General features: G+C 62.0%; 11 protein-coding genes. 5 read left to right on the top strand and 6 right to left on the bottom strand.

Going from position 1 to position 13,142, the window contains the following annotated elements:
• Positions 1-87: 87 nt before the first annotated feature.
• The 4 genes from FGD77_RS13925 (at position 88) to FGD77_RS13940 (ending at position 6,313) form a co-directional block, all read left to right on the top strand.
• Positions 88-1,314, top strand: coding sequence for an N-acetylmuramoyl-L-alanine amidase (locus FGD77_RS13925; RefSeq protein ID WP_255010667.1), 1,227 nt, complete (start codon positions 88-90; stop codon positions 1,312-1,314).
• Between the two features lie 107 nt (positions 1,315-1,421).
• Positions 1,422-3,938, top strand: coding sequence for a PBP1A family penicillin-binding protein (locus FGD77_RS13930; RefSeq protein WP_255010668.1), 2,517 nt, complete (start codon positions 1,422-1,424; stop codon positions 3,936-3,938).
• Between the two features lie 81 nt (positions 3,939-4,019).
• A complete protein-coding gene (gene prfB, locus FGD77_RS13935; RefSeq protein WP_255010671.1) occupies positions 4,020-5,144 on the top strand; it encodes a peptide chain release factor 2 in 1,125 nt (374 codons plus the stop codon).
• Between the two features lie 404 nt (positions 5,145-5,548).
• Positions 5,549-6,313, top strand: coding sequence for a DUF2189 domain-containing protein (locus FGD77_RS13940; protein ID WP_255014231.1), 765 nt, complete (start codon positions 5,549-5,551; stop codon positions 6,311-6,313).
• A gap of 4 nt (positions 6,314-6,317) precedes the next feature.
• Here the strand turns inward: FGD77_RS13940 and FGD77_RS13945 are convergent, their stop codons facing one another.
• From FGD77_RS13945 to FGD77_RS13955, 3 genes are all read right to left on the bottom strand, one after another.
• A complete protein-coding gene (locus tag FGD77_RS13945; RefSeq protein WP_255010673.1) occupies positions 6,318-6,533 on the bottom strand; it encodes a hypothetical protein in 216 nt (71 codons plus the stop codon).
• Positions 6,530-7,684, bottom strand: coding sequence for an SRPBCC family protein (locus FGD77_RS13950; RefSeq protein ID WP_255010676.1), 1,155 nt, complete (start codon positions 7,682-7,684; stop codon positions 6,530-6,532). The genes FGD77_RS13945 and FGD77_RS13950 overlap by 4 nt, the downstream gene beginning before the upstream one ends.
• A 105-nt stretch (positions 7,685-7,789) precedes the next feature.
• Positions 7,790-8,611, bottom strand: a complete 822-nt coding sequence (locus FGD77_RS13955; protein ID WP_255010678.1) for a helix-turn-helix domain-containing protein — start codon at positions 8,609-8,611, stop codon at positions 7,790-7,792.
• 337 nt (positions 8,612-8,948) lie between these two features.
• Between FGD77_RS13955 and FGD77_RS13960 the strand changes: the two genes are divergently transcribed.
• Positions 8,949-9,335 (top strand): hypothetical protein, encoded by a 387-nt coding sequence (locus FGD77_RS13960; RefSeq protein WP_255010680.1) that lies wholly within the window; start codon positions 8,949-8,951, stop codon positions 9,333-9,335.
• Positions 9,336-9,445: 110 nt separating this feature from the next.
• Here the strand turns inward: FGD77_RS13960 and ilvN are convergent, their stop codons facing one another.
• From ilvN to speB, 3 genes are all read right to left on the bottom strand, one after another.
• Entirely contained in the window at positions 9,446-10,006 is a 561-nt protein-coding gene (gene ilvN, locus FGD77_RS13965) for an acetolactate synthase small subunit (protein WP_255010683.1), read from the bottom strand.
• An 81-nt stretch (positions 10,007-10,087) separates the two neighbouring features.
• Entirely contained in the window at positions 10,088-11,842 is a 1,755-nt protein-coding gene (locus tag FGD77_RS13970) for an acetolactate synthase 3 large subunit (protein WP_255010685.1), read from the bottom strand.
• A 331-nt stretch (positions 11,843-12,173) separates the two neighbouring features.
• Positions 12,174-13,124 carry an agmatinase gene (speB, locus tag FGD77_RS13975; RefSeq protein ID WP_255010688.1) on the bottom strand — a complete coding sequence of 317 codons (951 nt, stop codon included), beginning with the start codon at positions 13,122-13,124 and terminating at the stop codon, positions 12,174-12,176.
• Between the last annotated feature and the right edge of the window lie 18 nt (positions 13,125-13,142).

Here is a 13,142-nt window from a genome sequence, read left to right on the forward strand (position 1 = left end):
GGCGGGACAGTCGCAATGCTGCCTGATAGGGTGCGCCGCAAAACCGCGGGCACATCGCCCGGCACAGCCTCTTGGACACTACACCACATGATCAGATTTTGCATTGCTCTTGCTGCCCTTTTTATCGGCGGCGCGGCCCCGGTTATCGCGCAGCAGGGCTTTGGCGGGCTGGCGCGGCTGAACGCCGAGGCCAGCGCCATCACTGCTGCGCGCGGTGAATTGCGGATCAAGCTGGCGCTCAGCCAGGGGGTGCCGTTCCGCATCTTCACCCTTGACGCGCCCGAGCGGCTGGTGGTCGACTTTCGCGAGGTGGACTGGGCCGGGACGTTGGGCCCAGAACTGGTGCAGACCGATCTGGTGCGTGCTGCGCGTGTTGGCGGATTTCGGCCCGGCTGGTCGCGTATGGCGCTGGAACTGGCCGGCCCCTTTGCGTTGGTCCATGCGGTGTTGAACACCGGCGCCGATGATGGCAGCGCCGATCTGGTGCTGACGCTGGTGCACACCTCGCCCGAGGCGTTCGCGGACGGCGCCGGCGTGCCGCAGCCGCAGCCCGGCTGGGACCTCCCACCGCCCGCCGATATGGGCGCCGCCCAGCCGCGCGCGCCGGGCGCGGCGATGGTCGTGGTGCTGGACCCGGGCCATGGCGGTATCGATCCGGGCGCCGACTCGGGCAGTATGTTGGAGAAGGATCTTATGCTGGGCTTTGCGCGGCAGTTAAAAGAGACGCTGCTGCGCGCGGGCGATATCGAGGTGGTACTGACGCGCGAGGATGACAGCTTTGTCTCGCTGGAGCGGCGGGTCAGTATCGCCCACGCGGCGCGCGCTGATCTGTTCCTGTCGCTGCACGCGGATTCGCTGGGCGAGGGGACGGCGCGCGGCGCCACCATCTATAAGCTGGGCGCCGATGCCTCCGACGCCGCCAGCGCCGCGCTGGCCGAGCGCCACAACCGCGCCGATTTGCTGGCGGGGCTGGATCTGTCCGGCACCGATGACGTGGTCGCGGACGTTCTGATGGATCTGGCCCGGATGGAGACGCAGCCGCGCGCCGATCTGATGGCGCGCGCGCTGGTTGTTGCGCTGAAGGAGGCGGATCTGCCGCTCAATTCGCGCCCTATGCGTAGCGCCAGCTTTTCGGTGCTGAAATCGCCCGCTATTCCGTCCGTCCTGCTGGAACTGGGTTTTTTGTCCAACGGGCGGGACATGGACAACCTGAACGATCCAGAATGGCGTGCGGACATGGCGCAGGCCATTGCCGATGCGATCGGCGCCTGGACCATCGCGGATGCCGCAAATTCCCGCTTGATGCGTCAGTGATCTGCAAGCTGCGTGGGCGGATACCGGCGCAGTCCTGTCGCGCTTGTGTTTTGACGGCGGCGGCGCGGGTGCATATATGATCGACGGGACCAATAAGGTGGGTGTGCGTGCTTAGATTTATATTGACGTTTTTCGGGTCTATTTTCAGTGTGATCACCATGGGGGTCATGGTGATCGCGATCACCATAGGCGCGATTTTCTACATCTACGGACGCGACCTGCCCAGTCACCAGAGCCTTGCCAACTACACGCCGCCCACGATCAGCCGCATTTTTTCCGGCGAGGGGCGCATCATCGATGAATTCAGCCGCGAGCGGCGTCTTTATACCCCGGCCGAGGATATTCCCCAGCTGGTGAAGGAGGCGTTCATTTCCGCCGAGGACAAGAATTTCTACTCCCACGGTGGGTATGATGCGCGCGGTATCGCCGCCGCTGCCATCGAAGCGGTCCAGACGCGCGGGCGCACCGTGCGCGGCGCCTCGACCATTCCGCAACAGGTGGTCAAGAACTTCCTGCTCTCGGGCGACCGCAAGATCGAACGCAAGATCAAGGAAATCATCCTGGCCACCCGCATCGAAGAGGCGCTGACCAAGGAAAAGATCCTGGAACTTTACCTGAACGAAATCTTTCTGGGGCAGAACAGCTATGGCGTGGCCGCCGCCGCGCAGACCTATTTCAACAAGTCGTTGCGCGAACTGGCCCCGCACGAGGCCGCGTTCCTGGCGTCAATGCCCAAGGCGCCCAGCAGTTTCCACCCTGTGCGCGCCAGCGACAAGCTGCGCACGCGGCGCGACTTCGTGCTGCGCGAAATGCAGCAGAACGGCTACATCACCAAGGCCGTCTATGAGGAGGAGGTCGCACAGCCCCTGCGCAGCGTGCAAAATGGCGATTTCGAGCCGTTCTCCGCCTCGCTGCCTCCGCGCGACTATTTCACGGATGAGATCCGCCGCCAGCTGAGCCGGGATTTTGGCGAGGGCGAGTTTTTCTCGGGCGGCTTTACCGTGCGCGCCACCATCGACCCCGAAATGCAGGTCGAGGCGGCAGTGGCGCTGCAGGGCAAGCTGGAGCAGTACGACCGCAATCTGGGCCGCTGGCGCGGCACGGGCAAATCGCTGCCCCCCGAGGCGCTGGAAAGCGAAGAGGCATGGCGCGCCGCGCTGGCCGAGATCAGCGTTGCGCGCGATATCGATCTGGAAAGCCATTGGTATCCGGCGGTCATCCTTGAGGTCGCCGATCAGAAGATGCGCATCGGCATCGAGGATGTGCCGCAATCCGAAACCGAACCGCAGGTGATTCCGCGCGACGATATCGGATGGCTGCGCGGGAATTTTCAGGACACTTTCAAGGTCGGACAGGTGGTGCATGTGCGCCGCATGACCAAGGATGGCGCATTCATCCGCTGGACGCTGCGGCAGGTGCCGCAGGTGCAGGGCGGTTTCATGGCGATGGACGTGAATACCGGCCGCGTGCTGGCGATGCAGGGCGGATTTTCCTATCAGAATTCGGTGTTTAACCGCGCCACGCAAGCCAAGCGCCAGCCCGGCTCCAGCTTTAAGCCGTTCGTTTATGCAGCGGCGCTCGACAGCGGCTATAGCCCTGCGACCATCGTGGTCGACGCCCCGATCGAGGTGAACACCCCGCAGGGCCTGTGGCGGCCGCGCAACTCGTCGAACCGCTATTATGGTCCAACGCCCCTGCGCACCGGGATCGAGCAGTCGCGCAACCTGATGACCATCCGCCTGGCGCAGGAGGTGGGCATGGAGACCGTCGCCTCCTATGCCGAACGCTTTGGCGTCTATGAAAATATGGGGCCGTATCTGGCCAACGCATTGGGATCAGAGGAATCGACCGTCTACAAGATGGTTGCGGCCTACGCCATGTTCGCCAATGGCGGCGAACGGGTGGAGCCGACGCTGGTCGACCGCGTGCAGGACCGCTATGGGCGCACCGTGTACCGCCATGACGAGCGGACCTGCACCGATTGCAACGATCCTTCCATCGCACCCGGCCGCGCGCCGCGCATCGTGTCCAACCGCGAGCGGGTGATCGACGCGATCACCGCCTATCAGCTGACGTCGATGCTGCAAGGTGTCGTGCAGCGCGGCACGGCGGCGGGCAACGTCAAGCTGTCGGTGCCCGTCGCGGGCAAGACCGGCACCACGAACGATGCGCGCGATGTGTGGTTCATCGGGTTTACCAGCAATATCGTTGCGGGCTGCTATATCGGCTATGACCAGCCGCGCAGCCTGGGTCGCAGCGCCTATGGCGCGGGCATGTGCGGGCCGGTCTTTACCCAGTTCATGCGCAAGGCGACGGCCAAATATGGCGGCGGCGAATTCACCATCCCACCGGGTGGCCACTTCATCAAGATCGACCGCCGCACCGGCGCGCGTCTGTCCGACGACGCTTCGGGCCCCACTGTCGTGGCGGAGTATTTCCGCGATGGCCAGGATCCGATGTTCGGCCTGATGTTCGATGGCGGCTTTGCCATGGGCAACGATCTGGAGCTGTTCCGCGAGGGTGAGGGCGAGCAGGTGCGCGACGTAACCACCTCCAGCGGTCGGACCGGGCGGGTCGGTAAAAAGGCGACGTTCGGCTCGATGAGTTCGGGCGGGCTGTATTGACGGGGAACGCGGCGGGCAGGGCGCGCTTGCCCGCCGCCGCGTGCTGCGGTATCAGGCGCACAACCCACCAGGAAAGCATATATGCGCGCTGAAATTCAGACCATCACCACCGAAATCCAGACATCGCTGGAACTGCTGCGCCAGCGCCTGGGATGGGAGACGGCCCAGCACCGGCTGGAGGAGATTAACGCGCGCGTCGAGGATCCGAAGCTATGGGATGATCCGGCCACGGCGCAGAAACTGATGCAGGATCGTCAGGCGCTGGTCGACGCGTTGGAAACGCATGACGCGATCCAGGCCGAGCTGTCGGACAACGTCGAGCTGATCGAAATGGGCGAGGCCGAAGGCGACGAAGATGTCGTCACCGAGGCCGAAGCCGCCCTGAAGGTGCTGAAACGACGCGCCGCCAAGAAGGAACTGGAAGCGCTCCTGAACGGTGAGGCGGACGCCAACGACACGTTTTTGGAAATCAACGCCGGCGCTGGCGGCACTGAATCCTGCGATTGGGCCAACATGCTGGCGCGGATGTATGTCCGCTGGGCTGAAAAGCGCGGCTATACGGTCGAGCTGCAGTCGGAGCAATCGGGTGATGAGGCTGGTATCAAATCGGCCGCCTACAAGATCAGTGGGCGCAACGCTTATGGCTGGCTGAAATCCGAGAGCGGCGTGCATCGCTTGGTGCGCATCAGCCCTTTCGATTCAGCGGCCAAGCGGCACACCTCGTTCAGCTCGGTCTGGGTCTATCCGGTGGTCGACGACGATATTGATATCGAGGTGAACCCGTCCGATATCCGCATTGATACCTATCGCAGCTCGGGCGCCGGTGGACAGCACGTTAACACCACCGATTCCGCTGTTCGTATCACGCACCATCCTACCGGGATTGTTGTAACCTCGTCTGAGAAGTCGCAGCACCAAAACCGTGACATCGCCATGAAGGCGCTGAAATCGCGGCTGTATCAGCAGGAACTGGACCGCCGCAACGCCGCCATCAACGAGGCACATGATGCCAAGGGTGATGCAGGTTGGGGCAACCAGATCCGTAGCTATGTTTTGCAACCCTACCAGATGGTCAAGGACTTGCGCACGCTGGTCGAGACGTCCGACACCAAGGGCGTGCTGGATGGTGATCTGGATCAGTTCATGGCGGCTACGCTGGCGATGAATGTCAGCGGCAAGAGCCGGGCAGAGGCGCAGGGCGAGTGATATTTGCCGCTGGCGCCTGTGGCGGAGTGCGGGATTCGAGTATTTTGGGAACATTGAAAGACGGCGTCGCGCGTTGTTCACGCGGGTCGAGGTCCCGGTTCATTAGGGAGTAGCGCCAGTCGGCGCGCTACTGATCTTGGGCGGTCGCCTTCGTCACCCACGCACCGGGATACGTCCGTATCCAGCCAGTCCTATGGTGCTTGCGGCGCCGGTTCGATCAATTTGCGTTATTCGCGCCAGAAGTCGTCACGGGATTTCGGCGATGACATGGCCGGGATCCTTTCGCTATGCTTCATGTCTGAGGATAATTGCGCAAGGTGGCACAAGTATTGCCACAGGTGCATGGCAGGAGGGCAAAGATGCAGAAAACAAGATCGGACGAACCCAGGACGAGCGCGCCGATGATGGCCGAGTTGGGAGTGCCGGATCTGGGCGCGCCGACGTTACCCATGCTGGGCGAGGCGCTGCGCCGGGGCTGGCGCGACATGCAGCGCGCGCCGGGATATGCGGTGGTCTTTGCCGGGGTCTATGTGGCGATCGGGTGGCTCATGGTCTGGGTGACCGTGGCGACGGGCCACACGTATTGGCTGACGTTCGCGGCTGTCAGTTTTCCGCTTATCGGGCCCTTCGCGGCGGTCGGCCTTTATGAGGTGAGCCACCGGCTGGAACGCGGGCTGCCGTTGAACCCGGGGGCCGTGTTCGGTGTCATCCGTCGTCAGGGCCAGCGGCAATTGCCGTCGATCTGCGTTATTATCGTGATGATATTCCTGTTCTGGTTTTTCCTCGCGCACATGATCTTTGCGCTGTTTCTGGGATTCTCGACGATGACGAATGTATCGACCTCCTTCGCCATTTACCTCACGCCCGAGGGAATGGGGATGCTGATTGTCGGCAGCATCATCGGCGGGCTGTTTGCGCTGCTGATCTACATGATCACCGTCATCGCGCTGCCTTTGCTGCTGGATCGGGAGATCGACTTCGTCACGGCGATGATCACCAGCTTCGGCGTGGTCGCGGCCCATCCGGTGCCGATGCTGGGCTGGGCGCTGTTCATCGCGGTGGCAACTTTCGTCGCGTTGCTGCCGGGTTTTCTGGGGCTGTTCATCGTGCTGCCACTGTTGGGCCACGCGACATGGCATCTTTACCGTCTGCTGTACGAGGCTGGCTGAGGCGTCATTCCTCGCGCCCGTGGCGCAGGAGGCGGCGGCGCAGCTGGCCGGCTTGGGGGGCGCCGGCCTCAAGCGCGAAGACATAAGCATGGGTCAGGAAAAAGCAGGACGCGTCCAGATCATTGGCGCAGTCCGCCGCTTCGGTGTAGAGTTCAACCAGCGCCGCGGGGTCTGGCCGCGCATGGGCGGCCAGCATGCGGGAATGCAGATCGCCGCTCATTCGGCGGCGCTTTGCAGGGCGCGATATGCCTCGACCTTGCCTGCGACCCAAGAGTGAAAGCAGTGGGTCGGGCTGTCCATCACGGGTGAGAAACGGCCGCCGTCGAACTGGGTCACATGACGGCCCTTCTGCATGCCTTCGACGACGAAGATGTCCTCTTCGAACACGGTTTTCCACAGCTGGGTGTTGCGCGCCTTCAGCCCCTCGTCGGTGGCGGGACCGGAGTAATAGAGGTGAATATGCTCCACCGTGCGTTCGCAGCCCTTGGGCTCAAGGATGATGGCAAAGGCATGATCGCGGTGAACGCCCAGCAGGACGTTGGGATAGACGGCGATGTATTCGGCCTGTTCGTTCCACTTGGCGCCGACCCCCTCGAAATCGGGGAATTTGTCGCCGTTTTCGTTGGTTAGCTGGCGATAGACCATTGTGCCCTGGCCGGAATAGTCACCCGGCGCTTCGATATGATAATGGTCCTCCAGCCGCGAATAGCTGTTGAGGCCGGGATGCACCCACGGCAAATGATAGCTTTCGCAATAATTCTCGACCGCGAGTTTCCAGTTGGTTTGAATTTCAAGAGTGAATCGGCTGTCATGGCCGCCGTGATAAAGCGGCAGATCGAATTCGCGCCAGCGGTTGATGATATGCGCCATCGCATCCTCGAACGCGGGCGCATCGCCGGACAGGTTGATCCAGACGACGTCGCGCCAGATATGGCTGCGCACTTCGTTCAGGCCCAGTTCGCTGCGCTGGATCGCGGGGTGGGTGTTTTGGCCGGGACCACCCACATGGGGTGTGCTGACCAGCGCGCCCTTGGTGGAATAGCACCAGGAGTGATAGGGGCAGCGGATCGCGCCCTCGATCTTGCGCGGGGTGTCGACCAGGATCATGCCGCGATGGCGGCAGATGTTCTGAAACACGCGCACGCTGCCCTCCTTGTCGCGGATCAGCAGTAAGGGCATGCCGAGGAACGTCATCGGCACTGCATCGCCCGGCTCTGGTACGTCGGCGGCAACGGCAAGGCCGGCCCATTGCGAAAACAGAAGGGCGTTTTTTTCCTCATCGAACACGGCCGGATCGATGTAGTGGGCGTTTGGCAGGCCGTTGGCGTTCTCTACCGTGTTGCGAACGCGCGATAGGTCGGTGAGGCTCATGGCTGGCTCCCTTGGCATGTGGCTATGAGGGCAGGATGCCATGATTGCAGTGCGGAAAACCGAACGGACGCGACGTGACTTTGCTCACCGCGACATCGCAAGGCGTCAGCGGAACGGCTGATCCAATCGCAAGAGGCGCGTGTGAAAGGGGGGGACGTCCTGGATTCCGATCAATCCCGCCGTGCGCGCCGCTGACAGGATGGCGCCGGTATTCCTGCCCAGATGTTCGTACACCATGCGGGCGGCGCGGATGCCGCTGATCTTTTCGCGCACGGTCCGGGTGACGTAGCCTTCCCAGAGGTTGCGCTGAAACGAGGTTTCGGGCGTGAGGAAGTTGAACGAGCAGGCCATTGAATTACGATGGGTGACGATGATCATGATCCCCTCTTCCTGGCGCATGACGATGCCGCGAAATTCGCGGTCGCGCGGGGCGGTGGACAGGCCTTGGCTGCGCATCGCCTCGCGCGGTTCGTATCCGCGCAGGAAAGTATAGCCGTCTTCGCGGTGGATCAGCACCAGCCCCATGACGAATTGCGCCTCGTCGATGAAACTGCGCCGCACAAAGCGATAGATACCGTTTGGAAACAAATCCGTCGGCACGGCAATCGGCGCGGCCCCAAAGAATCCGGCGACGGCGGGATGGCTGAGTAGATCGAACGATGCGTTGCCCATTAGTTCGACCCGTTCCAGCAGGATTCGGGCGTCTGTGTCGAAGAATTGGCAGATTCGGTGCAGGACGTCGGGCCGCGGAAAGCTATCGCCGCTAAGATAGCGATTAAACTGGGTGCGGTTGATCCCCAAATCGCGGCAAAGCCCTGCAATCGATGGGTAATCGGCGCTGAGCGAGCGCAGGTTTTCGCCGAAAATTGCACGCAGTTGCGCGGGGTCTTTGGCGCGCTCGGCAGGGTGGGTGACTGTCGCAGTCATGGACACATTCCGTCATTCAGCGTGGCGAGGGGCGCCCGGGTGGGCAGCGGGGTGTGAAGGCTATGCTATGTGTTGAACCATCGCATGACGGTCTCTCACTAACCGGTTGCTTTCAACGTGTTGAAGAACATTTGAACATGTCTATGGCAGCTTGTCACGGCATCTGACGCTAACTAGCGTCAGTAATTGCGCATTATGACACAAATACCCCATATCAAATGCGCATTCAGACATGGCCGACCGCACGGGAACACGACATTTTGAATACACGGAAGGGCCCTGTTCAAGATGGCGATAACGCGCTGCGAACTTCAGGGCAAGCAATCAGTCGGCAAGAATGATGAATGCCGCAAGACTTGAGTTTTTGGGGGGAATATACATGTACGGAGTAGTTCTTTGGACAGATCAACGCGAAAATCGGGCCGTTATCTGGTGTGAGGATCATGGCGATCTGGCGTTCTATAGGGGCGCTGATGGCGGTGATGCGGCTATGACGGCCGGCGATCTGGTAGAGTTTAATTTGCGCGACACCGGCGACGTGCGCCTTGCGGATATGCCGCGTCTGGTCACCCGCCGGAGCCATCCCGCCCTGACCGCCGAACTGAAAAAGGCCGGTACGCGCATGGGTGTGATCCGGGGCGACTCGCCGATTCCGGCCAATAGCGGCAGGCCGGCGGCTCAGATCCTCCCGTTCAATCAGATCAAGCGGGTGGCCTACGCCTGAGCCAGATCAAGCAGCAAGGTTGACATCCAGAAACAGTGGCGGACCCGGGCGGGTCCGCTTTTTCGTATCCAGAAATTGCTTTGCCGCAGCAATTTCTGCCAACGTCCCGGTTAGACGCCGCGCGGCAATGCGGCGATGCCGGTGCGGGCCAGAGCCGCCAGGCCGAGCGGGCGCATCAGGTCAGCGAAAGCGCCGATTTTTTCCGATGTGCCGGTAATCTCGAACGTGAAGCTGTCAAGCGTGCTGTCCACAACATTGGCGCGGAAAATGTCCGCAAGGCGCAGCGCCTCAACCCGTTTGTCGCCGTCGCCAACCACCTTCAGCAGGGCCAGCTCGCGTTCGACCGCTGGGCCCTCGACGGTGAGGTCGTGAACCTCGTGGACCGGCACGATGCGGCCCAGCTGCGCCTTGATCTGCTCGATCACCTGCGGCGTGCCGGTGGTGACGATGGTGATGCGGCTGGTATGCCCCTCGGCGTCGATTTCGGCCACGGTCAGGCTGTCGATGTTGTAGCCCCGGCCCGAAAACAGACCGATGACGCGGGCCAGAACGCCCGCCTCGTTGTCGACAAGAACGGCGAGAGTGTGGCGCTCTTCCACATCCGAAAATGTGGGGCGCAGGTTATAGGCCGAATGCTTGTTCGAGCCTTTCTTGATATTCAGTGCGGACATGTCAGCTCCTTTGCAGCAGCACCACGGGGGCGCGATTTTTCTGCGAAAAATCAATTGGATGGCGAATGTTGCGCGCCACTCTTAAACCATCACCGCACCTTTGGAGCCGATGGCATCCTTGGTTGATGCCTCGCCCAGCAGCATCTTGTTATGTGGCTCGCCCGAAGGGATCATGGGGAAGCAGTTTTCGTGCTTCTCCACGAGGCAATCAAAGATCACCGGGCCGTCGTATTTGATCATTTCCATGATCGCGTCGTCCAGATCGGCGGGGTCCGAGCAGCGGATGCCCTTGGCGCCGAAGGCTTCGGCCAATTTGACGAAATCGGGCAGCGCCTCGGACCAGCTATGCGAATAGCGCTGGCCATGCAGCAATTCCTGCCACTGGCGCACCATGCCGAGGCGTTCGTTGTTGAGGATGAACTGCTTGACCGGCAGGCGGAACTGGATCGCGGTGCCCATTTCTTGCATGTTCATCAGCCAGCTTGCCTCGCCCGCGACGTTGATGACCAGCGCGTCGCGATGCGCCATCTGCACGCCGATGGAGGCCGGGAACCCATAGCCCATCGTGCCCAGTCCACCGGAGGTCATCCAGCGGTTCGGATCCTCGAAGCCCAGATATTGCGCGGCCCACATCTGATGCTGGCCGACTTCGGTGGTGATGTAGCGGTCGTGATCCTTGGTCAGTGCCTCCAGCCGCGCCAGCGCGTATTGCGGCTTGATCGTGGGGCCGTCCTGCTTGAAGCTGAGGCAATCGACCTTGCGCCATTCGTCAATGCGGGCGTTCCATTTGGCGATGCTTTCCTTGTTCACCTTGCGGCCGCGCGATTTCCAGACCTTCAGCAGGTCCTCCAGCACATGGGCGATGTCGCCCACGATGGGAATATCGGCCTTGATCACCTTGTTGATCGAACTGGGGTCGATATCGATATGCGCCTTTTTCGAGGCGGGGCTGAAGGCGTCCAGCCGCCCGGTGATGCGGTCGTCAAACCGCGCGCCGATGTTGATCATCAGATCGCAATCATGCATCGCCATGTTCGCCTCATAAAGGCCGTGCATGCCCAGCATCCCCAGCCACGCCTTGCCGCTGGCGGGGTAGGCGCCGAGGCCCATGAGCGTCGAAGTGATCGGAATGCCCGTCGCCTCGACCAACTCGCGCAGCAGCTGGCTGGCGGCGGGGCCGGAATTGATGACGCCGCCGCCGGTATAGAACAGGGGCCTTTTGGCGGTTTCCATAGCCGCGACAAGTTCGGTGATCGCGTCCAAGTCGCCCTTGACCTGCGGCTGATAGTGGCCGGTGCGCACCTTTTGCGGCGGCGTGTAGGTGGAACTGGCGAATTGCACATCCTTGGGGATGTCGATCAACACCGGGCCGGGGCGGCCTGCGGTGGCGACATGGAATGCCTCGTGGATGACCGCCGAGAGGTTGGCCGTATCCTTGACCAGCCAGTTGTGTTTCGTGCAGGGTCGGGTGATGCCGATCGTATCGGCCTCCTGAAAGGCGTCGGACCCGATCATGAAAGTCGGCACCTGGCCGGTCAGTACAACGATCGGGATACTGTCGAGCAGCGCATCGGTCAGGCCCGTCACCGCGTTTGTCGCACCCGGACCGGATGTCACCAGAACAACGCCCGGCTTGCCGGTCGAGCGGGCGTAACCTTCGGCGGCGTGGACCGCGCCCTGTTCATGGCGCACCAGGATGTGCTGGATATCGTTTTGCTGGAACACTTCGTCATAGATCGGCAGGACCGCGCCGCCGGGATAGCCAAAGACGACGTCCACGCCCTGATCCTTGAGGGCCTGAACCACCATTTTCGCTCCGGTCATCTGACGTGTCATTGTTTTGCTCCGTTCATGACATCATTCCGCTTGCGCGCATAAAAAAACCCCCGGTTTGGCGGGGGCGCATGGGGTACCTTCTGGGTGTCCGGTTACCGGCCCATGCGCTTTTTCGGGGTTACTACAACTAGCAGCTCCATGGGACCACTCCTTTGTACGTGCGAGGCGCACATTATGACCGGGCGGCGGGGGCGTCAAGCAGGCGAGGCGAAAAAAGTGTCTCTGGGGCACGTATTTCTTTGCACTTGTTGCGCTATAGGTCGAGGTTTCGACGATTTGACCCGCCGGACGCCTCCGGCGGGAGTATTTTGGGAACGATGAAAGGTGCGGCTCACCCCTTGCGCGCGTGCATGATGAAGCCGAGCAGGTTCAGCAGCACCTGTGCGGCCAGGATGGACGTGCCGTCAGTGGGGTCATAGGCCGGGGCCACCTCGACCAGATCTATGCCGACGATCTCGTGCGCTTGCGCGACATTTTGCAGCAACTCCAGCATTTCGTAATAGAGAAAGCCGCCATGGCTGGGCGTGCCGGTGCCGGGCGCGATGGAGGGGCAGAAGCCGTCGATATCGATCGTGACATAGACGCGCGCGCCCTTGGGAATACGCTTGGCCAGCGCTTCGGCGCCCAGATCGCGGGCTTGGCGGACTGACAGGATGTCCGAGCCCATGGCGCGGGCGGCGTCATAGCCGTCCTTGGCGGTGGAGCTGACATTACGGATGCCGACCTGCGTCAGGCCGGTGACATATGACTTCTCCGCGGCGCGGCGCATCGGGTTGCCATGGCCGTTGCGCACACCGTGGCGCACGTCGACGAAATCCAGATGGGCGTCGATCTGCAGGATATGGATGTCGCCATGTCCCTCGAACGCGTCGATGCAGGGAATGTTGATCGAGTGATCGCCGCCGATGATGACGGGCAGGGCGCCGGCATCCAAAATGGCGCGCACACCGGTCGCGATGTTTGCGTGGCTCTGCACTGTGTTGGTGTGGACGATGTCGGCGTCACCGATATCGACGATGCGCACGTCTTCGCCCAGATAAGTGACGTCGTCCTCGTGATCATACGCGCCGCCAAGGCCAAAGCTGAACAGCGTCGATGCCTCGCGCACCGACCGCGGGCCAAACCGCGCGCCGGGCCGGAACTGCGTGCCGCCATCGAAGGGCGCGCCGAGGATGGCGATATCGGCGTCGATCGCGGCCCAGTCCGCTACATAGGGCCGTTTGCCGAAGGTCGAGATGCCGACGAAGGGCAGATCCAGCCGCCCGGTGCCTTGTGCGCTCATGATGAAATGCTCCGATTT

The organism is Roseovarius sp. M141 (genome assembly GCF_024355225.1).
In the GTDB taxonomy this organism is placed as follows: Bacteria; Pseudomonadota; Alphaproteobacteria; order Rhodobacterales; family Rhodobacteraceae; genus Roseovarius.